This is a genomic window from Bordetella tumulicola, from assembly GCF_965138755.1.
Classification (GTDB): domain Bacteria; phylum Pseudomonadota; class Gammaproteobacteria; order Burkholderiales; family Burkholderiaceae_B; genus Bordetella_A; species Bordetella_A tumulicola.
The window spans coordinates 753,408-776,982 of record NZ_CBCSFP010000002.1; the positions used below are offsets into that span (position 1 = coordinate 753,408).

Below are 23,575 nucleotides of genomic sequence, written 5' to 3' on the forward strand. Positions count from 1 at the left end.
GACCGCATCGCGGTCTTTTGGCGCCAGCATCTGCCGCACTTCATTGAGTAATGCGACATGCTCGGCGTATGGATAGCGCTTGTCACGGCACAAGTGATGATGGTCTTTCCCGCCGTCCTCATTTCGCTGATCCCTTCATGGAGGCCTGCAGCGCCGTGTCGTTGATCGACAGCTCGCGTCCCGCTATGTCGCTCGGCCGGGTGGCGCAAAGCCAGGCGATGCAGGCGGCGGGGTGTTCCGCCGGCGCCAGCGCACTGCGTGCCAGGCGGCTGATGTCGTTGATGCCCGATGCGCGAATGCTCGCCTGCATGGCAGTGTCGACGAATCCGGGCTGGAAGCCATAACAGGCGACCTGGGGATACTCGTGTGCCACGCAGCGGGTCAACATAGCCAGGCCTGCCTTGGCGCTGCAGTAGGCCGACCATCCCTCGCGCGTGGCATGCGCGGCGCCTGAAGACAGATTCACTATGGTAGGGGCTGGACTGCGAAGCAACGCGGGAAGCGCGTATCGTATGGCCCGATAAGGGCCGCCCAGGTTGACGTTGTGGCTTTCCACCCATGCTTGCACGTCAGTATCGGCAAGTAGGGAGATGGGATCGATGCGGCCGGCATTGTTAACGAGTGCATCCAGCTGCCCGGCTTGTTTCAGACAGAAGTCGACTGCAGCCTGCACCGAGTCTGAGTTGCTCACATCCATTTCCACCGCCCAAGCTGCAACGCCGACTGCTTCGATCTGCCCCAAGACCTCGAGGGCATGGCGTGTATCGCGCATGCCCAATACCATCTGGAAGCCTTGCCGGGCCAGCGCCACCGCCGTTGCTGCGCCTATTCCTCGTGAAGCGCCGGTTATCAGCGCCACGCGATGAGCTTTGAGGGAGTTCATTGCTTCGTCAATCCTGCATCTGCGGTCAGGGCTTTCCACAAATCAATCTGCGACGCTACATAATCGGCGAGCTCTTGTGGAGAGCTGCCGAAGATCTCGATACCCAACTCGGCGCCGCGTTGTCGTAGGGCAGGATCCTGCAGTACGGCAACCAGTTTGTTGTTGAGCGCGTCCACGACCGGGCCGGGGGTACCGGCCGGCGCGAACATGCCGAACCAGGCCACCACATCAAATTGCGGGTAACCGAGATCCTTCATCGTGGGCACTGAAGGTAGCGTGGGAAAGCGCTGGTCGGCCAGCACGGCGAGTGCACGCATCCGGCCGGACTTGAGCATGGGAGTGGCAGCCGCGACGTCGACAAAGGCGAATTGCACTTGGCCGCCCAGCAGGTCGGTGATGATCTGTGGCGAACTCTTATAGGGGATATACAAGAACTGCGAGTCGGTGATTTTGCCGAGCTTGTATCCCGATACGGTGCCGAAGCTGTTTGATGCGCCGAACGACACCCGTTCTGGCTTCGCGTGGGCGGCGGCAATCAGGTCGCCCAGGCGTTGGTAGGGTGAGTCGGCAGCGACGACCAGCAGGAAGGTCAGATTGCCGAGCTTACTGATGGGCGCGAAGTCTTTGACCGGATCGTATGACAACCGCTTGAACATATTGGGGTTGGCGGCATGCGTCGTGTTCGTTGTGAACAGCAACGTATTGCCGTCAGGGGTGGCACGGGCCACCGACTCGGCAGAGATGATGCCGTTGGCGCCCGGCTTGTTCTCCACGATGACGGTTGTGCCCAGCGCGGGCCCCAGCTTTTCTGCCACCAGCCGTGCATAGATGTCCGTGCCACTGCCAGGGCCGAATGGCAACACGATTCTCAAAGGACCTTCGATCTGGATGGGTTGGGCAGACCATGCTGTAGCGGCGAACAACGTGACTGCCATGCTCAGCATGGCGCGGCGCCATGGGACGCCTTTTCTACAGGTCTCTCGCATTGTTTGTCTCTCCGTGGATTATTGGTGTTTTCGTATAGCCATTGTGGGTGATGACACGAATCGGAAACAATCGACTTTTTCACCTACAATGTGAGAAAAACTCACAGGTCCAGAGACCGCTGCGGCGCGAGAGAGCGATGAGACAACTTCCTCCCCTAAATGCCCTGAAGGCGTTCGATGCAGCTGCCAGGCATCGAAGCTTCACCAAGGCGGCCGACGAGTTGCATGTCACACACGGCGCTGTCAGCCGGCAGGTTGCCACGCTCGAAAGCCATTTTCGGATAGCGCTTTTTATACGCGGCTCGAGAGCGTTGACGCTGACGCAAGAAGGTATCAAACTGGCCCACGCAGTGGAGCGCGCATTCGACAACTTGCTCGACGCGAGCGACGCGTTGCATCAACTCAACGAGTCCGGATCGACACTGCGCGTATCGGTCCCACCGTCGCTGGCGATGTGGTGGTTGATGCCGCGTTTGAGCGAACTCGACAATACCCAGCCCGGCTTCCAGATCGAGTTGTCGACGTCGATAGAGCCGGTCGATTTCGAGCAAGGTGGCTACGACGCGGCCATCCGGCGTATCGATGCCACGCCACGCGGCCTGCGCGCCGAGCGCTTCCTGGACGGCGGCTCCGTACCCGTATGTAGCCCCCAATACCAGCGCAACAATGAAGTATTTTCGCCTCAAGATCTGGTGCGAGCCACGCTGCTCGTGTCCCGTTCCGAGAACAACGCTTGGTCGGAATGGATGCGCGGTAACGGTATCCGGCGCGCACCGGACGCCGCGGCCAAGGTCTTTGACCAACTCTATTTCGCGCTGGTGGCGGCCATGGACTCGCTGGGCGTCGCGCTCGCCCCGATTGCCTTGGTGCAGGAAGAGGTGCGCAAAGGCAATCTATGCATCATCGCGGGCGAACTGGTGCCCGCTCGGCGAGCGTACGCGTTGCTTTGCCCCAGAACTTCGCCGAAACTGGATGCGGTTCTCGCATTCGGAAGATGGCTCAAGCACGCCGCGCCGGGCGCGAAGGGTTCGCGGCGTGGCGCGGTGGCATAGCGTGGACCGTAATCGATGTAGGGCGCAAGGCCCGCGAGGGCTTGTCAGTTCGAGTGGTGACGAACGCGCCCTCAATGCCCTTACATTTGCACCGCAATGCGTGTGAGCGGTACGTGCTGCTGGCAACCGTACACATCGCGGTCGTCCAGATCGCCCGAACTGACGCTGCGACGGATGGTGATCTTGATCGCCATCCCGGCATCGAACGGGGTGCACACCAGTACCTGCTCGCGCGGAATCCCAAAGGCCGCGGCAATCGTGTCAAACGTAATGGCGCCGCTGTTCTTGACGATCTCGTAGGGTACTCGGTCATCGAACATCACATCGAAGGTCACTTCGAACGGGCCTGAGTTTTTACTGCGAATGACTTTCGCGTAGTCGGTCAGCGGACGGGCTGTGGTGGACATAGTGATCTCGGGTGTTGAAGACAAAACGGTTGCTTGTTTGGCATGACGTGCCTAGTACTTGACGGCTTCGTAGTGAATCGGGAAGCACTCGAGGGGCGTGGCCACGGGCATCAGGTGGTAGACCGAAAATCGGTATGCCGGGCCCACGGGAATGCCGAACGGCGAGAAGGGGTAAGCCATATTGCCGGCTGTCGTCAGAATGCCGGGGTAATCGGCATGTTGCATCACACCACGCGAGAACATCACAATGGCCGTAGCCAGGTCTTGGGTGGCAGCCACAGCTTCGATCACCAGACCGATTTCTTTGGGAACGATGTGGCGATCAGGTTCCATGGCGCCCATCACGCCATCGCGACCATAGGCACGAAACATCAAATGAATGCCGTCGCGGCTGATGCCGAAGCGCTCTTCGGCACGTTCACGCACGTGTTCGATAACGTAATCCAATTGTTCGATCATGACCGAATCGCGAATGCCGACGATGACAATGCTGCGGTAACCGACATGCTCGGCGCCTTCGAGTTTGACTCGGTACTGATCGTCGGCAACGAAGGTGCTGCCGGTCACGCGCACGGTGCGTGGGTCGATCTGTTCGAACTGCGCGCCGGTGAGGTTGTTGATGCCGCCCGGACCTGCCTGCAGGAACGGATCCGAACGTTCGTAAAGTGAATGGCTGGCCACCGAAACCGTAGTGCATCGATAGTCGGCATTGCCGGGTTCGACTTCGAAATGGTCTTTGCGCACTCGGCCAACCATGGGCTCGCCGAGGTCGTAGGGAATGGCCGACAAGCCCGCGCACTCGAGAATCTTGCCGCAATGCAGCGACAAGCCGCGGTCAAAGCCGCGCAAGACGGGCATGGCGGCAAAGACCGCGTCATCGCAGGCCCGGCCGGCGATGATGACGTCGGCACCTGCGTCCAGGGCGGCCATGAATGGCTCCATGCCCATTTGCGCCACGACGGGGCCGGCCGCATCGACCGTGTCAGCCGTCAAGACCGCCTCCGGCCCAATGCTTTCGAGAGGTCCATTTTGCGCGATCTTCGTCTTTAGGTATGACTTATCGATCTCGGCATTGATCACAGCAAGTTTGAAGGATTGTTTCTGTGATTGTGCCGTTTCGTGCACCAGGCGGATCATCTGATCCAGCGTCTGGCGCGAGCCATTGGTGGTGGCTGAACCGATCAAAAGTGGGATCCGGGCGCTGCGCGCCGCGCTCAACATGATTTCTAGATCTCGGCGATAAGCCGACTCGGGTAGGAATGGCTTGTCAGCGCCGTAGTAGTACGGCCCCATGTCTGTTGAGCCTGCATCCTGGCCGATGAAGTCTGGCGACAGTGACATGGCCCGTTTAAAGGACGCAATGTTGTAGCCGCTACCCATCGAGCCTGACGGCGCGACACCCATGACTTGTTTCATGCTGATTTCCCTAGTGCGTGAGACGATCGGTGAAGGACGGCGATCAGTCGGCGATGATATTGACGGTGGTCGACAGTTTTTTCCACCGCTCGGTGTCGGCCGCGATCATGGCCTTGAACGCGGTAGGAGCGCCGCCGCGGATTTCGGTGCTCAAGGCGTCCATGCGGGCCTTGATCTCGGGTTGCGCGAGGATGTCCTGGATCTGCTTGTTGAAAGCCAGCACCGAAGATTCGGGCGTGCCTTTTGGGGCCATCAGACCCATCCAGGTAAATGCCTGCATGGCCGGATACCCGAGCTCGGCAAATGTGGGGACGTTGGGCAAGCCCGGTAGCCGCCGCTTGGATGCCACCGCCAGTGGCTGCACCATGCCTGAAGCCGTCAACGATTGAGCCGAACCCACGAACGTAAACAGCAACGACACCTGACCGCCTGCCAAGTCTTGCAACGCTGGTGCGGCGCCGCGGTAGGGGATATGGTTGAACTTGATCTTGGACTCGCGGCTGAGCAATTCAAGCGCCAGGTGCGTGACCGTCCCTTTGCCCGCAGAGGCAAAGGTGACCGTGCCGGCCTTGGCCTGGGGATCGGCCAGCACGTCGGCAAAGGTTTTGTATGGCGACTTGGCGCTGGCGTATAACACCGCCGTGCTGTCGATCAAATGGACGATCGGGACGAGATCCTGCACGGGGTCGTAGCGCAGATTGGTGTAGACAAAGGGCGCGATCGACACCTGGGCGTTGGTGGCCATGATTACGGTGTATCCGTCGGGCTTGGCTTGCAGGATTTGCGAAACCCCGATCTGGCCACCCGCACCGCCGACGTTTTCGATGATCATGGGCTGGCCGGTCATTTTCATATAGGCATCGGCAATGGGCCGAATCACCGCGTCGAGCGACGCGCCTGCCGGATAGGGGACGATGACCCGTACGGGTTTATCAGGGAAGGTTGCTTGGGCACTGACGCCCCCAGGTAAGGCGACTGAGCAGACAGCGAGAACGGCAATTACACGGCGAAGCAAGGCAGCGCATTTCATGGCTAATTTTCCCGGCCGAACAAACAGTTTTATGAGTCGGGCCGATCCATCGTGGGATGCATGTGCCGACTTCCCCTGAAACTGATCTTAGAAAGCGTGGCCGCGCGTGTCGTATTACTAAATGTCAAAATGCTATAACACGGCGTTATGTGCCGCGCTGTGCCGTTATCTGCGGGCTGCTTAGGGTTTTCCTGCAGGCCGTGCGACGACGCGATGTAGCGCCGGGTGTTCCAGGTTTTCCAACATGCCGCCAAATGTCTGCGCCAGGCCCGAGAGGGGTTCGGAACGTAGGTATCCCAAGCGAACTTGCAGATCGATGGGCGCGACGATGGGGCGAATTTCGAGGGTCGACCACGCACCGTTGAGTACGGCAAGCTCATCGATCAGCGCAATGCCAACGCCCAACTGCACCATGGCGCATGCCACATGAATCTGCTCGACTTCGGCCACCCGCGTGGGTAGGATTTTTTTGGCGTCGAACATCTGCTGAATCGCTTGCTGAAGCGGCGTATCCGGGTGATAGCCGATGAGGCGCTCGCCACGTAGGTCGCTCACCGCAATGCGCGCCTTGCGCAATAGCCGATGCCCGGGCGGCAATACTGCCACCACCCGGTTGCGAAAGACGTTGTGCACCTGAAGGTGCGGGTGCTGCAAGGGCACCATGGCAACGGCCAGATCGGCACGCTGAGTGGTTACCCGGTCGACGAGATCGCTGAGCTGCAGGCCGGCCAACGTAATACGGACGTCGGGGTAGACGCGAGCGAAAGCCGCGATGGCGAGCGGCAGCAGGCCGTGGGCCAGACTGGGGCTGCAGACGATTCGCAGCGCACCACCAGCCTGGCGCGACAGACCATGTGCCAGCTCGTTGAATCGCTGCAGATTTTGATAAATACTCTCGGATTCGCCAAAGAGCTGTCGCGCTTCTTTGGTGGCGTACAGCCTGCCCTTGATGCGTTCGAAGAGCACCAATTCGAGTCTCTGCTCGGTATATGCAATCAGGCGACTGACTGCGGGTTGCGAGACATGCAGTAATTGCGCCGCGCCACTGACCGACCCACTGATCATGATGGCTCGGAATACTTCGAGTTGGCGCAGGTTCATGTGCATCGCACGTTCGTCGTTTCAGATGGCTGACTCAATAGGGGACTTTCATGGTGGTCAAGCGCATGCGTAGTCCGCCCTCAACGCAATATAGAGGAAATCGGGGATGTGGGCGATTTATCGGCGCGTGGTCGGATCATCATCGGAAAGAAGCGCCAAAGACAGAGAACAAAAGCCAATATCCACGCTGTGGCCGCGGCGTGCAGTGCGGCAAGCGAGAGTGCCGTCGGCAGAAGCGCGATCAGACGCAGGGCGGCCGCCGCAATCACCAGCGCATAACTGGCTACCATCGCGTTGTCGGTCTGCAGGGGGCGCTCCAGGTGGCCAAGTGCGGTGCGCGTCACCATGCCGATGATGAGGACCGAAAACCCCGCGACGCCGATGACGTGCGCCGGCCAGGCCTCATGCCCGACCCAGTCTGCGGACCGTGCCGCCGCCACCAGTAATCCCGCGCCAAGCGCGCCGTAGCCCGTGTACAAAATCCAAAGCAGCGGCGCGCGCCGTACTGCCCAGGGCTTCCAGGCCCGCACCTGCACCAGGGCGAGCACTCCGGCCACGGCCAGCGCAATGGCTAATGCGACGTGAAACTGCAGCAGGCTGCAAATGACAGCGATGACACCCGCGCCAATCTGCCATTGGCCGCTGCGCGTATGCATGGGAATGGTCAGACCCGGAATCGCGCGCATGGCGAAAAACGGAATGACGCGCCGGGCGACCAGCAATGCAATCACCGCCATGCAGAGTAGCCCTGTGTTAAAGCGCTGTAGCAGCAGTAGGTAATCGCCGTCCAGCAGCGCGAAGAGATAGAGTGCGTCGGTCACGCCAAGCGCCAGCACGAGCAGTGGCACGCCGTAGTTGCGGCGGCTGCGCGTGCGGTAGATCGCGTTGCCCAACGCTGCCGCCGCCCAGACGAAGAGCGCTAGCTCACTGCAGGCTGCGATCGTGAATGCTGGCATGCCAGGTAGCAGATAGCCGACGCGCGCCACTATCCATAGACTGCCAAGCGCACCAAGGAGCGGTCCGCTAAGTGGATTGATGCCGGTCCAGGTGGCGGCAGCGGTCAGCAAAAAACCCACGGCGATAGTGGCAATGAACGCCCAGAGCATTTCGTGCGCGTGCCAAAGCACGCCGGGCATGATTCCCGTCAGCATGTTGGGGGCGTAGACCCACAGGGCGACCGAGAAGGCGGCCCAAAAGCAGCCGGCCAGATACAAAGGTCGAAAACCAAGTTCAAGGAAGGCCCGCCATTGGGGTGGCTGCCGGGGCCGCACTGGTTCAGAGACTTGCAGCATTTCAGCCATGGCCCAGTTCCCTAGGGGGCACGGCAGGGCAGCGGCTAAGCTGGTATCCGTACCACAGGCTTTGAGCGATGCGCTGCGCCATTTCGTAGGCTGTCTGTCCCATCGCCTCGTTGGGCTGCGCCGCCGTTGCTTCGCAAAACAGAGTTAGCCATCGTTTGAACAACTCGGCATTCAAATTGGGCAGCGCCACGTGCTTGGGCATAGGAGTACCCTTGAAGCGTTGCGTGCCGCGCAGGATCGAGGACCAAAAATCCACGAGCTTGGCAAGATGATGGTCCCAGTCCTGAACGTGGGCATTGAAGATCGGGCCCAGCATAGCGTCCCGGCGGACGGTGGTATAAAAATTGTGCACCAGGTCCGTGATTTCCTGCTCGGTGCATAAGTTAGGCGAGCGCAAGAATTGCTCCGATAATATAAGGTGTATTTATAATACATCTTATACTTGTGCAGGAATTTTGCAAGCATCACCGTGTGATCCTTTATCTAAACGGAGAAGTGTCGTGGCTCTGAAACATGCACAATTGCTCGATGTGATCGATCTTTACGCCACAGATGAAGATCAATGTGGGACGTTCAGTCGCAGTCTGCTCAAGACAAATCATTTGCAAGTCATGCAACTGGTGCTTGGGGCCGGGGAGCAACTGCCCGAACACCATGTCGCAGGCGAAATAACGATTCAATGCCTAACCGGGAAGGTTAGGGTGGTACTGCCGTCGCGAACATGTGAAATTACGACGGGTCAGTTGATCGCCCTACCAGCCGGAAAGCAGCATGCCGTCCATGCGCAGTCGAATGCGACGTTACTGGTAACCTTACTGCGGAACGCGTGATTGATACATCACGCTAAACACCGCGATGTGTCTCGTTAAAGGCGTATTCTTGGTTGATGTATCCCGGGCGAGGGCGATGAAAGGAATGAATGGAGGAGAGAATGGACTTGACGGAGAGTCAAGTGCTTGCCGTGTTGGAGCAAGTACGGTTGCGGCAAATTCCGTGGCACAAAAATCCAGTCGTATTTGGCGTGTTACGACGACTGGGATTGATCATGTCGGTGCGACAGGGGGTAACGAGCGACCCAGAGAAAATTGGTGTGGAAATCGCGGTGCTCACTGACAAGGGAAGAGAACGCTGCGAGCGTCGAAAATGATACAGGACCTTGAATATCATCGATAAGCGCTCACCGAGAACACATAGGCCATATCGCCCACCACACTTACCTAGCGCCGTGCGATACCTTGACATCACGGACGATGCCGCACTAGAAATGGCTTAGATCACGGATGAGGTAAACGAATGAAGGTTAAGCGTGTAGTCGCCAACTTCGCTACGAAAGACCCGGAGCGCGCCCGGGTTTTTTACCAAGACATCCTTGGCATGGACTTATTGATGGACCACGGATGGATTCGGACCTACGGGTCACAAAGCCAGATGACGGTTCAAATCAGTTTTGCCTCCGAAGGAGGCTCTGGTACGCCAGTGCCGGACTTGTCAATCGAGGTGGATGATCTTGACGGGGCATACCAACAGATGAAGGATGCCGGCTTTTCGATCGAGTACGGGCCGGCAAGCGAGCCCTGGGGAGTTAGGCGTTTTTACGTCCGCGATCCATTTGAAAGACTGATTAATATACTTGTTCACATTTAATCGAGGTGGCGATCGCTCAGGTCATGCAGGCTGCCGCAGAAGCGCAGTGGCAGCCTGCATGCCGCAGGCCTTCGGCCTGTTTATCCAGGCCGAGATGGACAAGTGGGGCAAGATCATCAAGGCCACGGGCCTGCGGCTGGGGTAGGGCGGACCACCTGCCGGTTTCCGACGCTACTGGGCCTGCAATCTATCCGACAACTTGTCCACGGTCTTTTGGTCCCGCGCCACGATGCTGGTGAACTCTTCTGGGGTATTGCCCACGGGCGTGATCAACAGCGGCTGCAGCACCTTCAGTACGCCAGGATCCTGGGCCGCAAGTTTCATCGCATCGGCAATGCGCTTGACCACCGCATCGGGCGTGTCGGCGGGTGCGAAGATCCCATACCAGTTGTTGGTGAATTCGACGTCGCCCAATCCTTCTTCGGCGTAGGTAGGCACATCGGGAATTTGCGGCAGGCGCTGGGCGCTGCTGACCGCCAGGATCTTCATGGTGCCGGCCTTGTGGTGAGGCAATACCGAAGAGGTGCCCGTCACCACCATGGTGACGCGCCCGCCGATGATGTCATTGATGGCCGCTGACGTGCCGGCGTAGCGGATGTTGGTCATCTTGCCATTGAGCCCCATCTTATCCACCAGCCCCGAGCCCGCCAGCAACGTGAAGGGTTCGCCGCTGGCCCAGCTGCATTGGGCGTTCGGTTGGCTGCATGTTTTCTTCAGGTCCGTGATGGTCTTGATGTCGGTGTCGCCCTTGGCCACGATGCCGGTGGGGCCGGTTGCCAGCATGCTGACCGGGCGCAGCTTGACCAGTGGATCGTCTTTTAGTTCTTTGTTGATGTACTTCAACGCTGCGATCGCCGGGATCGATATCAGCAGCGTATAGCCATCGGGTTTTTCCCGCATGACCATGCGCGTGGCGATTAGCCCGTCGGCGCCGGGCTTGTTTTCCACGACCACGGATTGTTTCCAGTGGTTCGATAGGAACTGCGCCGTGGCGCGGGCGATGTTGTCGCTGCCGCCGCCGGGGGAATAGGGCACGATCAGGGTCACGGGCCTGTTGGGGAAATCGCTGTCCTGCGCATAGGCGACGACGGGACCCAGCGCTAGGGCAGGGGCGAGAATTGCAATGGGCAACCACTGTTTCATGATTTTGTCTCCTGATGGGCGCGCTGCACCGGCGTATCGATGTTCGCCGGGTCGCGCGCCGCGTGTGGTACTGCGGTTGGAAGAAAGTGCTGCTTACTTTGCTGCGTACTTCGATTCGCGGGCGATGGCCCGGTCCAGCCCGACGAAACTGTTGAAATCGTCGAAGCTCGTCAAGCGGTCGGCGACGGCATTGGTTGCGCAGCCTTCGCGCATGAACGTCTCCATCATTTCCTTTACTGCCTTGTGCATGGCAAACATCGGCTCGATGGGGCAAAGCGCGTAGTCAAAGCCGATGTCGTGGACTTGCGCAAGCGACAGGTAGGGGCTCTTGCCCGAACGGGCCATGTTGAAGAGAATCGGCTTGCCCAACGGTTTGAGGCGGCGCACGATCTCGTGCATCTGGTCGACGCTTTCCGGCGCATCGGCGTACAACCCGTCGGCGCCAGCGGCGGCATAGGCTTCCAGGCGGTCCAGCGCGTCGGCCAATCCGGTCACGGCAATGGCATCGGTGCGGGCCACCACGAAGAAATCCGGATCGGTGCGCGCATCCAGCATGGCGCGCAGTTTCTGCTGCATTTCTTCCTTGGATACCAGTTGTTTGCCGGCGAAGTGGCCGCATTTCTTGGGCACGGCCTGATCTTCCAGGTGCAGCACCGAAGCGCCGGCTTCTTCCCACAGCCGGATCGTGCGTTGCACGTCCAGCAGGCCGCCGTAGCCGGTATCGGCGTCGGCGAATACGGGCACCGTGGTTACGCGGCAGATGCGTCGGATGTGCTCGAACATCTCGGTCTGTGTCAGCACGCCCACGTCGGGCTGGCCGGCCAGGATGGCCGAGGCGGCAAATCCGCTGATATAAATGGCCGGTGCGCCCGCCTGTTCGGCAAGCATGGCCGTGACGGCGTCATGTGCGCCCATGCAGACAAAGGGCGGCTTCTTTAGCAGGGCGCGGAATCTGGCGGAACGGTTCAATGCATTCTCCTATGTGGATAAAGGGCGAGCGCGAATGGTATCGATATCATTTCGCGCGGAAAAATCGGGCTGCAAGTCGGACGCGGCGGCGGGAAGTGTCGTAGTTTGTCGTAGAATCGGCGGCTGGGCCTTTCGCCGCGCAATTCGCACTGGGATACGAAGTGGGCAGGAAAGCAATCAATCCGGATGTGTCGATGAAAGACGTGGCGCGTCTCGCGGGCGTGTCGCCAATGACGGTGTCTCGGGCGATGCGCGCTCCCGGCATGGTGTCGCCCGAAACACAAGAGCGGGTCCGCCTCGCCATCGAGCAAAGTGGATATGTGCCCAACCGGGTGGCGGGCAGTTTGTCCTCGAACCGCACCACGCTGGTTGCGCTGATTGTTCCCAGCCTGCGCAACGCCTTGTATGCCGAGATGATCCAGGGGATCTCCGACGTGCTCGGACGTCACGATTTCCAGTTGATGATTTCCGATTGCGGCTATTCGCTCGAGCAAGAAGAAAAACTGATCGCCGCCTACGTGGCGCAGCGCGTCTGCGGCCTCATCTTGCACAATACGCGGCACACCCCCCGTGCCGTGCAGATCTTGAAGAACAACCATTCCATCACGTGCGTCGAGACCGGCAACCTGGTGTCCAACCCCATCGACATCGCGGTCAGTTATTCCAACTATGCAGCGGGCGCCGCGATGGCCGGACATCTGGCCGGGCGGGGTTATCGCAACATGGGTTTTGCCAGCCTGCCGGTGCGCAATAACGACCGGCTGCGTGAAAGGCGGCGGGGCTTCATCACGCGCTTGCGCAAACTGGGCTTGTCGGTGGCGCCGTCGCTCATCCTCGAGGTCGAGCCTGGCCTGAAAAGCGGCGCGCAGGCCCTGGGACAAATCGTCGATACGGATCCATCCGTGGACGCTGTGTTCTTCGCTGGCGACGTGCTTGCCGCGGGTGCGGTCTTCGAATGCCAGCGCCGCGGCCTGGCTGTGCCTGATCGCATCGCGGTGGCAGCTTCCGATGACAACGACCTGATGCAGCATACGATTCCTCCACTGACGACGGTGCGTTTTCCGCGCTACGAGATCGGCGTGCGCAGCGCCGAGGCAATCATCGCTCGCAGCATGGATAGGTACGCCGGATCGCGCGCAGTTGACCTGGGCTTCGACGTCATCCAGCGCGGCAGTACCTGATCTCTTGGCGGCGTAACGCTGCATTCCTTGTTTTCCGATTGCCTTTACCTGGAGCGCGGCTGCCTGCTCGGGCAGGGTGCTGCCGCCTCTGCAAGCTCAGATGATATCGATATGATTGTATGACGACAAGGAAAACTTTTTTGGGGACATGCCGGTCGGCCGTGCGCCCCGGCATCGGCCATGCCTGGACTCCCTTGGCCCGCATGCGCTGCGCTCATATCCGCCACAGCATTTGAATTGACAAAATAATATGTTCATACTTATTATTAGGTCCATACAAATAAAATGAATGCATTGGACATGGGAACAGGGGCATCCGCATAGAGGTGGATCGTTCTTGGCCTTTCTATCGGATAGGTGGCATGGAAGACAAAGTAGTGGTTCTTACCGGAGCGGCCGGCGGCATCGGCCGGGGCATTGCGCAAGCATTGGCCCGTGCCGGTGCCCGCATCGTGGTCAACGATGTGGGGGTTTCGTTGTCGGGACAAGGCGGCGACAGCGGCGTCGCGCAAAGCCTGGCGGCCGAGTTGCGTGCGGCGGGCGGTACGGCGGTGGCATGCGCCGACAGCGTGTCGGACTGGAGCAGCGCCCAACGCATCGTGGCCTGCGCGCTCGATCATTATGGCCGCATCGATGCGGTCATCAACAACGCCGGCAATCTGCGTGACCGTTACTTTCACAACATGGTTGAGGAAGAATGGCGCTCGGTGATCGACGTGCACCTGAACGGCACATTTTTCGTCAGTCGCGCGGCAGCACCACATTTTCGGCGTCAAAACGGTGGTGCCTACGTGCACATGACGTCCACGTCGGGCCTGGTCGGTAACTTTGGCCAGGCGAACTATTCGGCGGCCAAGCTTGGCATCGTGGCGCTCTCGAAGTCCATCGCGCTGGACATGCAGAAGTACAACGTGCGCTCGAACTGCATTGCTCCGTTTGCTTGGAGCCGCATGACCGACTCTATTCCGGGCGATACGCCCGAGGCCGAGGCGCGTATCGAGAAGCTGAAGAAGCTGGACGCCGGCAAGATTGCACCCATGGCCGTGTACCTGGCCAGCGATGCGGCTGCCGCAGTCACGGGCCAGATCTTCGGTGTGCGCGCCAACGAGATATTCCTGTTCAGCCAGCCTCGTCCGGTGCGCTCGGTGCACATGAGTGATGGCTGGACGCCATGCAGCATTGCCCAGGTGGCCATGCCGGCCTTGCAGGCCAGCTTTCATGCCCTGGAGCGCTCGCCCGACGTGGTGAGCTGGGATCCCATCTGAAATCTATTCGCGAGACAACGCCTATGTCAGTGCAAGCAAAAATGGCCGGCACCGCCGGGGAGCCGGGCCCGATCGGCCCGCAACAGACGTACTTCCGCTATTTGCAGGAAGGCCAGTGGCGTATTCCGCGCTGCTGCGGCTGCGGCCAGGCCGTGTTTTATCCGCGCATCGCTTGCCCGACCTGCGCCGGACAAGAGTTCGAATGGGTCGCGCCGTGCGGTCTGGGCACGATCTATGCCACGACGGTGATGCGTCGCCCGGCGCAGGCCGGCGGGGACCTTAATCTTTGCCTGGTCGATCTGGACGAGGGCGTACGCATGATGAGCCGGATCGAAGGCGTCGATCCGGCCGTGCCTCGCATAGGCCACCGCGTGCACGGGGAAGTGCGTCGCGCGGGCGAACAGAGTCTGGTGGTGTTCGAGTTGCTGGAGGGCGCCCAATGAGCGGGAACGCATTGCGCGGCGCCGCCGCCGTAGTCGGTGTCGGCCAGGCCGGACTGGGCTCGGCGCACGGCTATACGGAAATGGAGATCTTGGCCCAGGCCGCGGCGCGTGCCGTGGCCGATGCCGGTTTGCGCATGTCCGACATAGACGGACTGTGCACGTGCAGCGCGTCGGCGACGATGTGGGCCATGCCTGTGGCCGAATACCTGGGCATCAGGCCCAGCTTCATCGACAGCACCATGCTGGGCGGCTCGAGCTTCGTGGCCCATCTTCTGCCTGCTGTCCAGGCGTTGATGGCGGGCGAGTGCAACGCCGTATTGGTCTGCTATGGCAGCACTCAGCGCACCGGTGCAGTCAATCGTGCGGAGGTAGGGAAAATGCGCCAGGTATTGGATCCGCAGCCTTACGAGACGCCCTATGAGCCGCTGCAGCCGATCAGCGCGTATGCGCTGGCGGCCGGACGCCATATGGCGCAGTACGGCACCACGCGCGAGCAACTGGCCGAGGTGGCGGTGGCGGCGCGTGCATGGGCTCGGCTCAATCCCGAAGCGTACTCACGCGATCCCTTGTCCATCCAGGACGTGCTGGATGCGCGCATGGTATGTGATCCCCTGACCGTGCGCGATTGTTGCCTGCTTACCGACGGCGCGGGCGCCTTTGTGCTGGTCCGTAGCGATCGCGCCCGGGATCTGCCGCATCCGCCCGCCTATGTGCTGGGCAATGCGACCGCAGTCTGGCATCGGCAGATCTCCAGCATGGAAGATCTCACCGTCACCGCGGCCACCGAGTCGGGGCCGCGTGCACTGCGCATGGCGGGCTTGTCGCCGCAGGACGTGAATCTGCTTTGCCTATACGACGCCTTCACGATCAACACCATCCTGTTCCTGGAGGACCTTGGGTTTTGCCCCAAGGGCGAGGGCGGCCGCTTTGTCAGCGGTGGCGCGATTGCGCCCGGCGGCACGCTGCCGGTCAACACCAATGGGGGCGGATTGTCGTTCGGCCATCCGGGCATGTATGGGGTATTCCTGGTGATCGAGGCTGTGCGCCAACTGCGCGGCGAAGCCGGCGAGCGCCAGCAATCGGTCGACGTGGCCCTGGTGCACGGCAATGGCGCCACGCTGTCCAGCCAGTCCACGGCCATCCTGGGTAGTGCGGCGACGTTATGAAAACTCATCCGCGGCTCATCATAGGTAAACGATAGACATGATCAACAAGATTTCTCCTTCCCTGCTCGATGCCGTATCAGGCATCGGCGATGGCGCTTCGGTGATGGTAACGGGCTTCGGCGATTCGGGTCTGCCGCGCGAGTTGCTGCACGCATTGATCGAGCACGGCGCCACCGACCTGACCGTGATCAGCAATAACGCGGGCACCGGCACGACCGGCCTGGCCGCCTTGCTGGCCGCGGGACGCGTGCGCAAAATGATCTGCACTTATCCGAAATCGTCGGGCGCCGACGTGTTCACGGCACTGTACCGGCAGAAAAAAATCGAACTGGAACTGGTGCCTCAGGGCACGCTGCTCGAGCGCATGCGTGCCGGCGGCGCCGGGCTTGGGCCGTTCTACACCCCCACCGGCTATGGCACGCCCATCGCCGAGGGCAAGCCGCAGTGCATCTACCAAGGCAAGGGCTATGTACAGGAAGAGCCGCTGCGTGCGGACTTTGCGCTCGTCAAGGCCTATCACGCCGACCGTTGGGGGAACCTTACCTATCGCCTGGCCGGGCGCGGTTTCGGGCCGGTGATGTGCATGGCGGCGACCACCGCGATAGTCCAGGTCGACGACATCCTGCCCCTGGGCCTCATTGCCCCCGATACCATCGTGACTCCCGGCATTTTCGTCGGCCGAGTCGTGCGCAAGGACAGCGGACTATGAACAACACAAAGAAACTGAGCCGCGACCGTGTCGCGCAACTGGTGGCCGCGGACATCGCTGCGGGCAGCTACGTGAACATCGGATTGGGCATGCCCACGCTGGTGGCCAAGTATCTCGATCCCGCCAAAGAGATCATCCTGCATAGCGAGAACGGCATCTTGGGTATTGAGGATGTCACGCCAGGCGACGCGGGCGACGAGGATCTCATCAACGCCAGTAAGGGGCGCCTGCAATTGATTCCGGGCGCTTCGATCAGCGATCAGTCCTTGTCGTTTGCCATGATGCGCGGCGGCCACTTGGATGCCACCATCCTCGGCGCATTCCAGGTGTCGTGCGAAGGTGACATCGCCAGTTGGGCTACCGATGATACCGAGGCCGTGCCTGGCATCGGCGGTGCCATGGATTTGGTGGCCGGCGCGCGCAAGGTCATCGTCGTGATGGAGCACACCACCCGCGACGGCCGGCCCAAGTTGCTGCGTGCCTGCACGTTCCCCCTGACAGGAAAGGGCTCGGTCGACGTGGTCTACACAGACATGGCCGTTATCGACGTCGATCATGAACGGGGTTTCGTGGTGCGAGCTATGGCCGAGGGCCTGACGCGCGAAATGCTACGGGCCGCCACCGACGCGCCGCTGAGTTTTTCCGATCAACTGTTCTTTATTTGAAAAAAACCTCGCACAAGGGAGACAACAACCATGAAGCAGCCATTCAAGTACCTGCTCGGCGCCGTCGCGCTGGCATTTTCCGCAGCGTCCTGCGCCGCGGCATTTCCCGAGCACGCCGTGGAGATGATCATTCCGTATCCGCCCGGCGGTACCGCCGACGCCGTGGCTCGGCCGCTGGCTGCCGTCATGCAGGAGCGGCTGGGCGTACCGGTGGTGGTGTCGTACAAACCAGGAGCCGGTGGAGCCATTGCCACGCAGTACGTGGCGCGCGCCAAGCCCGATGGCTACACCATGGTGATGGTGCTGGCCGCCCACGCGATCAACCCGAGCCTGTACGCCAACCTGCCATACGACTCGGTGAAGGACTTCACCCCCATATCGATGGTGGCCAAGCTGCCGCTGGCGCTTTACACCAATCCCAAGTTCGCGCCCAAGACCGTGCTCGAATTCATCCAATATGCCAAAGAGCACCCGGGAAGTCTATCGGTGGCCTCGGCGGGCAATGGCAATACCAGTCATCTGGCGACCGAGCTGTTCGCCACGACGGCCGGCGTGAAGTTGTTGCACGTGCCGTACAAGGGGGGCGGCCCCTCGGTAACGGCGGCAATGGGCGGCGAGGTCGATGCGGTGTTTGCCGGCCCGGATTCGCTGCACTTGGCAAAGGCGGGCAGGTTGCACCTGGTGGCCGTCACCAGCCCGCAGCGCTTGGCGCTGACGCCCGATACGCCCACCGTGCAAGAAGCCGGCCTGGACGGCTACGAGGTACAGGGCTGGTATGGCCTGCTGGCTCCGGCCGGTACGCCCGACGACATCATCGCCGTGCTGAACAAGGCCGTATCCGAGTCGCTGGCGGATCCCAAGTTCGTCAAGACCGTGGAGGATCTCGGCTATATCCCTACGGCGTCCACACCCTCGGGTTTCATGGACTACATCAAGCAGCAAACGACGTTCTGGGCCAAAGTCATCACGGACGCCGGCATCAAGCTTCAGTAACCCTCGAGCCGGCGCAGTCCGCGGGACAGCGCCGGCCTTTTTCCGCATCTGGACCGCACGCATACCATGCCTATTTCTGTGATTGAATCCTCCATTTTCAAAGACATGTTCGGCACTGCCGCCATGCGCGCCGTGTTCGACGACGCGGCCACCTTGCGCCGCTATGTCGAGACCGAGGTGGCGTTGGCGCGCGTGCAGGGCGGCCTTGGCATCATTCCGCAGTCTGCGGCAGACGCCATCGCCGCTCGCGCCGACGCTGCACGCCTGGACCTGGACGTACTCAAGGCCGAGACCGAGATCGTGGGTTATCCCATCCTGCCGCTGGTGCGTCAGCTCGCGCGGATGTGTGGGCCCGAAGGCGAATATCTGCACTGGGGAGCCACCACGCAAGACATCATGGACACCGCAACGGTGTTGCAGGTGCGCGATGCGCTGGCTCTGGTCGAGGCCGACCTGGCCGAGCTGGATGACATTCTCGATGCGCTGGCACTGCGCTATCGCGACACGCCGATGGCCGGCCGCACCCATTTGCAGCACGCGTTGCCCGTCACCTTCGGGTACAAGGTTGCGGTGTGGTTGCTGATGGTGCGCCGCCATCGCGAGCGGCTGACCCAGTTGCGCCCGCGCGCGCTGATTGGCCAGTTTGGCGGCGCGGCCGGCACGCTGGCTTCGCTTGGCGATCAGGGTCTTGCGGTGCACGAGGCACTGATGCGCGATCTGGGCTTGCACTCATCGCCCGTCACCTGGCACGTCGCGCGCGACGGCCTGGTCGAGACCGTGCAGTTCCTGGGCCTGGTCACCGGCGCGCTGGGCAAGATCGCGCTGGACATCATGCTGATGATGACCAACGAGATCGCCGAGGCCTTTGAGCCTTTCGTCAAGAGCCGCGGCGCATCCAGCACCATGCCGCAAAAGCGCAATCCCATTTCCTGCGAGCTCATGCTCAGTGCTTCGAAGACCGTGCGACAGCACGCCGGCCTGGCGCTGGACGCCATGGTGCAGGATTTCGAGCGTGCAACCGGCCCCTGGCATATCGAGTGGTCGGCGATCCCCGAATCATTCGTGCTGACCGCGGGTGCGCTGCGCCAGGCGAAATTCATGCTTGGCGGCCTGGAGGTCGACACGCAGCGTATGCGCAGCAATCTGGATCTGACTGGCGGCCTGATTGTGTCCGAGGCGGTGATGATGGGCCTGGCGCCGCACCTGGGACGCCAGGTTTCCCACGACGTGGTCTACGATGCCTGCCGTTTGGCCATGGCCGAACGGCGACCCCTGGCCGACGTGCTGGCTCGCGAGCCGCGCATCACAGAGCATCTCGATCGTGCCGCTATCGACCGCCTATGCGATCCTGCCAACTACTTGGGTGCGGCTCCGCAGATGGTCGACCGCATGCGCAGCTTTGGCTTGCCCACGGTATGACGATAAAATCGCGGCTTGCCAATGAACTGGTCCGAGAAGGATGGCCCGATGGAACCGCGCTACGTTGCGTTGACGAAACTGTTGCTCAATGACATTTCGTCTGGAGTCTACCCCGTCGGCACCAGTCTGCCCGGCGAGCTTGAGCTCGCCGAAAAGTACGGTGTCAGCCGGGGTACGGTGCGTGCGGCGCTCGACCAGATACAGACGCTGGGCCTGATTTCACGCCGCAAGCGAGCCGGCACCCGCGTCGAGGCCGCCGTGCCACGTAGCCCCGAGTACGGCCCCACCATTTCCACGCTCGAAGAGCTGGTGCAGTACGGCGCCGACGCGCAGCGCGTGATCCACAGCGTGCGCAATCTGGTCATCGACCTGGACATGAGTGCCCGCCTGGGATGTCCGCCCGGCACCCGCTGGACCGAAATCCAGACGTCGCGCATGAGTCCCGTTGCGCCGGCCTATCCGCTGGCCTGGTCGCATGTGTATGTCCGGGCCGCCGACGGTGCCCGTATCCGGAACCTGTTGCGCCGCAGCCAGAGCCTGATATGTGATCTGATCTGCGAGACGACGGGCACCGTGGTCAAGGAGGTCCGGCAGACGGTACGGGCGGTCGGCGTGCCGGCAGAGCTGGCCGACAAGCTCGGTGCCCAGACCGGAGCCCATGCCCTGGAGTTCGTGCGCGAATACTACGACCAGTCCGGGGCCTTGTTCGAGGTGGCGATCAGCGTGCAGCCTGCAGACCGATTCAGCTACACCACGGTCTTGCAGCGCCAGGCCAGCCCCAATCCCTGAGACGATGGGCCCGGTGCGTCGTTGGGCACCGGCCTGTCCGCAAGGCCGATCAGCGGTCCATGCCGGGTGGCGCCAATATCCGACACAGCGCACCGACATCGGGCAACTCATCCAGAGCGGCCACCATCTTTATCACCTGGTCGGCGCGTGTCGGACCCAATATCGGCTCGGCCAGGGCCAGGAATTTACGCTCGACATCGGCATCGCTCATGGGCCGGCGGGCATCGCCCAACGGAATGCCGACCAGCGCCGTATGCGTATGGACCGAGCCATTGCGCAAGTGCAAGGTGACGCGGGCTGGGCGGCCCTGCGGCCAGCGTTCTTCCAGGTCAGGGGCAGGCGCAACGCGCACCTGCTGCATCAGATCGAGCACGTCGGGGTCGCGCCAACGGCCTGTTTCGAACTGATGGGCATCCAGGCGTGAATCGAGCCAGGCCATCGCCACGCAGCAGGGCAGGCTGTGATCGGCTGTTTCCCGGTTTTCGGGCCTGAACTTCGCAGGGTCCGCCGTGCTGCGGCAGATCTTCTCGGGCACGTCGACCTGCAACGCGGTTATTTCCTTCGCGGCATCGCCTAGCTCGTGGCGCAATTTCAGTACGGCTTCAATGGGAGCCTGCAGCCCGAATTGCACGGGAAACTGCTTCAGACTTACCTTGCTTGCCTGGGCTGTGCCCGCAGATAAGTCGAGCGCGTCGCGCAAACTGGGTGCGTGTTGCGCGCGGCCGCTGCGCCACAAACCTTCCAGGGCCTCGAGCGGCCCTGTAAAACCCTGTGCGGCCAGCCGGGTCGTCAGTACGCATTCCGAGGCGGGCAATGCATAACCCACTGCCTTAGCCATGCTCAGCTGGCCTTCGACCAGCGCGGCCAATGTCAGGTGACGGAAGCCACCCAGCGCACAGGCATGCGCCAACTGCTCGACCGGCAATTTCCAGAGTTTGCCCAGCACCAGGGGCGCGACAAATCCCGCCGCGCTGACGTGGTGCATGTGCATGTCCTGCAGCGAAAACGCGTTGGCCAGCCGTATCTGCACCTCGTAGGCAGCGGCGATCGCTTCTATCAGTTGGCGGCCGTCGCAATGCGCGGCCTCGGCGGCGGCTAGGGCTACGGGAATGTTCTCGCTTGGGTGGCAGATGTCCCGAGACCAGTACACATCCATGAAATCAAGATATCGGACCAGGGCACCATTGAACAAGATCGCGCTGTCGAGGCTGCAGACACGGCCGTCGCCGATCAGCGTGGCCATGTCTTGCGGTCCGGCCGGCTGCCGCAGCCACCCCGATAGTTCACGTGCAGGCCCGCAATGTGCCGCGCCGACGGCGCAGCCCAGGGTATCTAGCACAAGGCGGCGGATGCTCGCGACGTCTTCGGTGGGCATCTCAGCATAGCGTATGCCTGCCACATGGCGGGCCACGTCTTCGATCAAAGACGGCATGTCTCCAGTCCTTCAATATGATGGATCAAGACGGGCGGCAGATAGGCGCTATTCCGCCTTGATGCCGACCGCCTGGATCACTTTGTGCCAGCGTTTGCGCTCTTGCGCCAGGTAGTCGTCCATTTCATCGCGCGTCATGAATACCGGTTCATCGCCCGCATCGATCAAGCGACGCTGCACATAGGGCTCTTTCAGCGCATGCTGCATCGCTTGTGCCAACCGCTTGGTCACTGATTCAGGCGTTCCGGGCGGGGCCACCAAACCCGTCCATGACGCTGCATTGTAGCCAGGCAGCACTTCGGCGATGGCGGGCACCTCTGGCAGCTGCGGGTTGCGCTTGGCACCGCCTACCGCCAACGCACGCAGCTTTCCGGCACGCGCATGAGGCAAGGCCGAACTGAAGGCGAAGAACGTCAGATCCACCTGGCCGCCCAGCGTGGCATTCATCGATTCCGAACTGCCCTTGTAGGGAACGTGCTCCATTTTTATACCGGCCATGGACTGGAACAGCTCGGCGGCCAGATGCGGCGCGCTGCCCACGCCGCTGGAACCGTAGTTGAGTTTGCCGGGGTTGGCTTTTGCGTAGGCAATCAGTTCGGGCAGCGTCTTGGCCGGGACCTGTGGTCCGATCGCCAGCATGATGTCTTGCGACGAGGCCATGGCGATCGGCTCGAAGCGCTCGGGCTTGAAACCCAACTTGGCATAGAGCCACTGGTTCACGACCAGGGGACCCGGCTGGGTGAACAGCAGGGTGTGTCCGTCGGGCGCCGCCCGGTATACAGCGTCGGCCCCGATGTTGCCCGCCGCGCCTGCGCGATTTTCCACGATCACATTCTGGCCCAGGCTGTCGCGCATTTTTGCGGCGATGACGCGGGCCAGCACATCCGTGCCGCCGCCGCCAGCCAAGGGGACAATGATATGGATGGGGGCGTCCTGGGCCTGCGCCGCCGGCGTAGCGGCCAGTGCGCAGGCCAGCGTCAGTCCAATGAGTGATCTGATGTACATGGCTTGTCTCCTCCTTGTGCAGGTGCACTTGGGCACTTGCTGTCGTTATGGGTTTGTGCCGCCAGCACAAGGGGGAAAGCCCTATCGTCGTCGCTGGACAGCACGCGGTACCGCCTTGATGACGCGACGTCTTGTCCTGCTCTAGTCCTCCTGACCCTGGATCGAGACTCCTTCGGCCTGGAGTTCCGTCATGATTTCCTCAAGATGGTGGAAGGCCGTGTTGGTGATCGGCAGGCCGCAGTAGATGGCTTGTTGAAGGAATATTTCCTTGATGTCGGCCAGCGACATCCCTCCCTGCAAAGCGGCGCGCAGGTGCATACGAAATTCTTCCCATCGACCCAATCCCATCATGGTGCCCAAAACCAGGATGCGGCGGGTGCGGTGATCGAAACCCGGCCGTGTCCAGATTTCACCCCAGCCATAGCGGGTGATAAAGTCCTGGAATTCACGGCTTACGTTGGTGATGCGCGCGTTAGCACGATCGACGTGAGCGTCACCCAATATCTTGCGGCGGATTTTCATGCCGTCTTCATAAAGCTGGTCTGCCATGTGGAATCTCCAGGTCAGGTTCGTTGG

Annotated in this window: 26 protein-coding genes; 13 read left to right on the forward strand and 13 right to left on the reverse strand. The window is 61.3% G+C overall.

All coding sequences use genetic code 11. From position 1 onward, the window contains the following. Nucleotides 1–118: 118 nt before the first annotated feature. Nucleotides 119–883: an SDR family oxidoreductase gene (locus ACNAZS_RS09225; RefSeq protein ID WP_415788441.1), complete on the reverse strand. Its 765-nt coding sequence runs from the start codon at nucleotides 881–883 to the stop codon at nucleotides 119–121. Continuing rightward, the gene (locus ACNAZS_RS09230) at nucleotides 880–1,827 is read right to left on the reverse strand and encodes a Bug family tripartite tricarboxylate transporter substrate binding protein (protein ID WP_415788443.1); all 948 of its coding nucleotides are present in this window, start codon (nucleotides 1,825–1,827) and stop codon (nucleotides 880–882) included. Before ACNAZS_RS09230 ends, ACNAZS_RS09225 begins: the two co-directional genes overlap by 4 nt. Before the next feature lie 179 nt (nucleotides 1,828–2,006). On the opposite strand from ACNAZS_RS09230, the gene ACNAZS_RS09235 reads away from it, so the two are divergent. Then, nucleotides 2,007–2,921: a LysR substrate-binding domain-containing protein gene (locus tag ACNAZS_RS09235; RefSeq protein ID WP_415788445.1), complete on the forward strand. Its 915-nt coding sequence runs from the start codon at nucleotides 2,007–2,009 to the stop codon at nucleotides 2,919–2,921. Between the two features lie 80 nt (nucleotides 2,922–3,001). On the opposite strand, the gene ACNAZS_RS09240 is transcribed toward ACNAZS_RS09235, so the two are convergent. From ACNAZS_RS09240 to ACNAZS_RS09265, 6 genes are all read right to left on the reverse strand, one after another. Next, nucleotides 3,002–3,328, reverse strand: a complete 327-nt coding sequence (locus ACNAZS_RS09240) for a DUF4387 domain-containing protein (protein WP_415788447.1) — start codon at nucleotides 3,326–3,328, stop codon at nucleotides 3,002–3,004. A gap of 51 nt (nucleotides 3,329–3,379) precedes the next feature. Next, nucleotides 3,380–4,744, reverse strand: coding sequence for an acyclic terpene utilization AtuA family protein (locus tag ACNAZS_RS09245; RefSeq protein ID WP_415788449.1), 1,365 nt, complete (start codon nucleotides 4,742–4,744; stop codon nucleotides 3,380–3,382). Nucleotides 4,745–4,787: 43 nt separating this feature from the next. Further along, a complete protein-coding gene (locus tag ACNAZS_RS09250) occupies nucleotides 4,788–5,774 on the reverse strand; it encodes a Bug family tripartite tricarboxylate transporter substrate binding protein (RefSeq protein ID WP_415788451.1) in 987 nt (328 codons plus the stop codon). Nucleotides 5,775–5,954: 180 nt separating this feature from the next. Continuing rightward, entirely contained in the window at nucleotides 5,955–6,875 is a 921-nt protein-coding gene (locus ACNAZS_RS09255) for a LysR family transcriptional regulator (RefSeq protein WP_415788453.1), read from the reverse strand. A gap of 80 nt (nucleotides 6,876–6,955) precedes the next feature. Further along, nucleotides 6,956–8,176, reverse strand: coding sequence for an NnrS family protein (locus tag ACNAZS_RS09260; RefSeq protein WP_415788455.1), 1,221 nt, complete (start codon nucleotides 8,174–8,176; stop codon nucleotides 6,956–6,958). Next, nucleotides 8,169–8,573: a group III truncated hemoglobin gene (locus ACNAZS_RS09265; protein WP_415788457.1), complete on the reverse strand. Its 405-nt coding sequence runs from the start codon at nucleotides 8,571–8,573 to the stop codon at nucleotides 8,169–8,171. Before ACNAZS_RS09265 ends, ACNAZS_RS09260 begins: the two co-directional genes overlap by 8 nt. 103 nt (nucleotides 8,574–8,676) lie before the next feature. Here ACNAZS_RS09265 and ACNAZS_RS09270 point away from each other — a divergent pair, with 103 nt between their 5' ends. From ACNAZS_RS09270 to ACNAZS_RS09280, 3 genes are all read left to right on the forward strand, one after another. Beyond that, on the forward strand, nucleotides 8,677–9,006 hold the full coding sequence (locus ACNAZS_RS09270; RefSeq protein WP_415788459.1) for a cupin domain-containing protein: 330 nt from the start codon (nucleotides 8,677–8,679) through the stop codon (nucleotides 9,004–9,006). A 101-nt stretch (nucleotides 9,007–9,107) separates the two neighbouring features. Next, complete coding sequence (locus tag ACNAZS_RS09275; protein WP_415788461.1) at nucleotides 9,108–9,323, forward strand: hypothetical protein; 216 nt, start codon at nucleotides 9,108–9,110, stop codon at nucleotides 9,321–9,323. A 146-nt stretch (nucleotides 9,324–9,469) separates the two neighbouring features. Further along, complete coding sequence (locus ACNAZS_RS09280) at nucleotides 9,470–9,820, forward strand: VOC family protein (protein WP_415788463.1); 351 nt, start codon at nucleotides 9,470–9,472, stop codon at nucleotides 9,818–9,820. A 171-nt stretch (nucleotides 9,821–9,991) separates the two neighbouring features. Here ACNAZS_RS09280 and ACNAZS_RS09285 read toward each other — a convergent pair whose 3' ends face one another. After that, complete coding sequence (locus ACNAZS_RS09285) at nucleotides 9,992–10,963, reverse strand: Bug family tripartite tricarboxylate transporter substrate binding protein (RefSeq protein WP_415788465.1); 972 nt, start codon at nucleotides 10,961–10,963, stop codon at nucleotides 9,992–9,994. A 93-nt stretch (nucleotides 10,964–11,056) separates the two neighbouring features. Beyond that, on the reverse strand, nucleotides 11,057–11,932 hold the full coding sequence (locus tag ACNAZS_RS09290; RefSeq protein ID WP_415788468.1) for an isocitrate lyase/PEP mutase family protein: 876 nt from the start codon (nucleotides 11,930–11,932) through the stop codon (nucleotides 11,057–11,059). Nucleotides 11,933–12,093: 161 nt separating this feature from the next. Between ACNAZS_RS09290 and ACNAZS_RS09295 the strand changes: the two genes are divergently transcribed. The 9 genes from ACNAZS_RS09295 (at nucleotide 12,094) to ACNAZS_RS09335 (ending at nucleotide 20,562) form a co-directional block, all read left to right on the forward strand. Continuing rightward, the gene (locus ACNAZS_RS09295; protein WP_415788470.1) at nucleotides 12,094–13,113 is read left to right on the forward strand and encodes a LacI family DNA-binding transcriptional regulator; all 1,020 of its coding nucleotides are present in this window, start codon (nucleotides 12,094–12,096) and stop codon (nucleotides 13,111–13,113) included. A gap of 362 nt (nucleotides 13,114–13,475) precedes the next feature. Further along, the gene (locus ACNAZS_RS09300) at nucleotides 13,476–14,378 is read left to right on the forward strand and encodes an SDR family oxidoreductase (protein ID WP_415788472.1); all 903 of its coding nucleotides are present in this window, start codon (nucleotides 13,476–13,478) and stop codon (nucleotides 14,376–14,378) included. 23 nt (nucleotides 14,379–14,401) lie between these two features. Further along, nucleotides 14,402–14,821, forward strand: coding sequence for a Zn-ribbon domain-containing OB-fold protein (locus ACNAZS_RS09305; RefSeq protein ID WP_415788474.1), 420 nt, complete (start codon nucleotides 14,402–14,404; stop codon nucleotides 14,819–14,821). Next, nucleotides 14,818–15,987 carry an acetyl-CoA acetyltransferase gene (locus tag ACNAZS_RS09310; protein ID WP_415788476.1) on the forward strand — a complete coding sequence of 390 codons (1,170 nt, stop codon included), beginning with the start codon at nucleotides 14,818–14,820 and terminating at the stop codon, nucleotides 15,985–15,987. The genes ACNAZS_RS09305 and ACNAZS_RS09310 overlap by 4 nt, the downstream gene beginning before the upstream one ends. Before the next feature lie 37 nt (nucleotides 15,988–16,024). Further along, entirely contained in the window at nucleotides 16,025–16,696 is a 672-nt protein-coding gene (locus ACNAZS_RS09315) for a 3-oxoacid CoA-transferase subunit A (protein WP_415788478.1), read from the forward strand. Continuing rightward, complete coding sequence (locus tag ACNAZS_RS09320; RefSeq protein WP_415788480.1) at nucleotides 16,693–17,361, forward strand: 3-oxoacid CoA-transferase subunit B; 669 nt, start codon at nucleotides 16,693–16,695, stop codon at nucleotides 17,359–17,361. The genes ACNAZS_RS09315 and ACNAZS_RS09320 overlap by 4 nt, the downstream gene beginning before the upstream one ends. 30 nt (nucleotides 17,362–17,391) lie before the next feature. Then, the gene (locus tag ACNAZS_RS09325; RefSeq protein WP_415788482.1) at nucleotides 17,392–18,354 is read left to right on the forward strand and encodes a Bug family tripartite tricarboxylate transporter substrate binding protein; all 963 of its coding nucleotides are present in this window, start codon (nucleotides 17,392–17,394) and stop codon (nucleotides 18,352–18,354) included. Nucleotides 18,355–18,420: 66 nt separating this feature from the next. Next, nucleotides 18,421–19,773 carry a class-II fumarase/aspartase family protein gene (locus tag ACNAZS_RS09330; RefSeq protein WP_415788484.1) on the forward strand — a complete coding sequence of 451 codons (1,353 nt, stop codon included), beginning with the start codon at nucleotides 18,421–18,423 and terminating at the stop codon, nucleotides 19,771–19,773. A gap of 21 nt (nucleotides 19,774–19,794) precedes the next feature. After that, nucleotides 19,795–20,562 carry a GntR family transcriptional regulator gene (locus ACNAZS_RS09335; protein ID WP_415788486.1) on the forward strand — a complete coding sequence of 256 codons (768 nt, stop codon included), beginning with the start codon at nucleotides 19,795–19,797 and terminating at the stop codon, nucleotides 20,560–20,562. Nucleotides 20,563–20,611: 49 nt separating this feature from the next. On the opposite strand, the gene ACNAZS_RS09340 is transcribed toward ACNAZS_RS09335, so the two are convergent. From ACNAZS_RS09340 to ACNAZS_RS09350, 3 genes are all read right to left on the reverse strand, one after another. Further along, nucleotides 20,612–21,994, reverse strand: coding sequence for an MmgE/PrpD family protein (locus ACNAZS_RS09340; protein ID WP_415788488.1), 1,383 nt, complete (start codon nucleotides 21,992–21,994; stop codon nucleotides 20,612–20,614). Between the two features lie 48 nt (nucleotides 21,995–22,042). After that, complete coding sequence (locus ACNAZS_RS09345) at nucleotides 22,043–22,999, reverse strand: Bug family tripartite tricarboxylate transporter substrate binding protein (protein ID WP_415788490.1); 957 nt, start codon at nucleotides 22,997–22,999, stop codon at nucleotides 22,043–22,045. A 141-nt stretch (nucleotides 23,000–23,140) separates the two neighbouring features. Continuing rightward, nucleotides 23,141–23,548 (reverse strand): carboxymuconolactone decarboxylase family protein, encoded by a 408-nt coding sequence (locus tag ACNAZS_RS09350; protein WP_415788492.1) that lies wholly within the window; start codon nucleotides 23,546–23,548, stop codon nucleotides 23,141–23,143. Between the last annotated feature and the right edge of the window lie 27 nt (nucleotides 23,549–23,575).

Bases quoted from the DNA above. Each gene is read 5' to 3' on its own strand.
- ACNAZS_RS09350 (WP_415788492.1), bottom strand. From the start codon at position 23,548: ATGGCAGACCAGCTTTATGAAGACGGCATGAAAATCCGCCGCAAGATA.
- ACNAZS_RS09245 (WP_415788449.1), bottom strand. From the start codon at position 4,744: ATGAAACAAGTCATGGGTGTCGCGCCGTCAGGCTCGATGGGTAGCGGC.
- ACNAZS_RS09310 (WP_415788476.1), top strand. From the start codon at position 14,818: ATGAGCGGGAACGCATTGCGCGGCGCCGCCGCCGTAGTCGGTGTCGGC.
- ACNAZS_RS09260 (WP_415788455.1), bottom strand. From the start codon at position 8,176: ATGGCTGAAATGCTGCAAGTCTCTGAACCAGTGCGGCCCCGGCAGCCA.
- ACNAZS_RS09300 (WP_415788472.1), top strand. From the start codon at position 13,476: ATGGAAGACAAAGTAGTGGTTCTTACCGGAGCGGCCGGCGGCATCGGC.
- ACNAZS_RS09315 (WP_415788478.1), top strand. From the start codon at position 16,025: ATGATCAACAAGATTTCTCCTTCCCTGCTCGATGCCGTATCAGGCATC.
- ACNAZS_RS09285 (WP_415788465.1), bottom strand. From the start codon at position 10,963: ATGAAACAGTGGTTGCCCATTGCAATTCTCGCCCCTGCCCTAGCGCTG.
- ACNAZS_RS09335 (WP_415788486.1), top strand. From the start codon at position 19,795: ATGAACTGGTCCGAGAAGGATGGCCCGATGGAACCGCGCTACGTTGCG.
- ACNAZS_RS09240 (WP_415788447.1), bottom strand. From the start codon at position 3,328: ATGTCCACCACAGCCCGTCCGCTGACCGACTACGCGAAAGTCATTCGC.
- ACNAZS_RS09345 (WP_415788490.1), bottom strand. From the start codon at position 22,999: ATGTACATCAGATCACTCATTGGACTGACGCTGGCCTGCGCACTGGCC.
- ACNAZS_RS09255 (WP_415788453.1), bottom strand. From the start codon at position 6,875: ATGAACCTGCGCCAACTCGAAGTATTCCGAGCCATCATGATCAGTGGG.
- ACNAZS_RS09340 (WP_415788488.1), bottom strand. From the start codon at position 21,994: ATGCCGTCTTTGATCGAAGACGTGGCCCGCCATGTGGCAGGCATACGC.
- ACNAZS_RS09305 (WP_415788474.1), top strand. From the start codon at position 14,402: ATGTCAGTGCAAGCAAAAATGGCCGGCACCGCCGGGGAGCCGGGCCCG.
- ACNAZS_RS09235 (WP_415788445.1), top strand. From the start codon at position 2,007: ATGAGACAACTTCCTCCCCTAAATGCCCTGAAGGCGTTCGATGCAGCT.
- ACNAZS_RS09280 (WP_415788463.1), top strand. From the start codon at position 9,470: ATGAAGGTTAAGCGTGTAGTCGCCAACTTCGCTACGAAAGACCCGGAG.
- ACNAZS_RS09250 (WP_415788451.1), bottom strand. From the start codon at position 5,774: ATGAAATGCGCTGCCTTGCTTCGCCGTGTAATTGCCGTTCTCGCTGTC.
- ACNAZS_RS09225 (WP_415788441.1), bottom strand. From the start codon at position 883: ATGAACTCCCTCAAAGCTCATCGCGTGGCGCTGATAACCGGCGCTTCA.
- ACNAZS_RS09230 (WP_415788443.1), bottom strand. From the start codon at position 1,827: ATGCTGAGCATGGCAGTCACGTTGTTCGCCGCTACAGCATGGTCTGCC.
- ACNAZS_RS09320 (WP_415788480.1), top strand. From the start codon at position 16,693: ATGAACAACACAAAGAAACTGAGCCGCGACCGTGTCGCGCAACTGGTG.
- ACNAZS_RS09275 (WP_415788461.1), top strand. From the start codon at position 9,108: ATGGACTTGACGGAGAGTCAAGTGCTTGCCGTGTTGGAGCAAGTACGG.
- ACNAZS_RS09330 (WP_415788484.1), top strand. From the start codon at position 18,421: ATGCCTATTTCTGTGATTGAATCCTCCATTTTCAAAGACATGTTCGGC.
- ACNAZS_RS09325 (WP_415788482.1), top strand. From the start codon at position 17,392: ATGAAGCAGCCATTCAAGTACCTGCTCGGCGCCGTCGCGCTGGCATTT.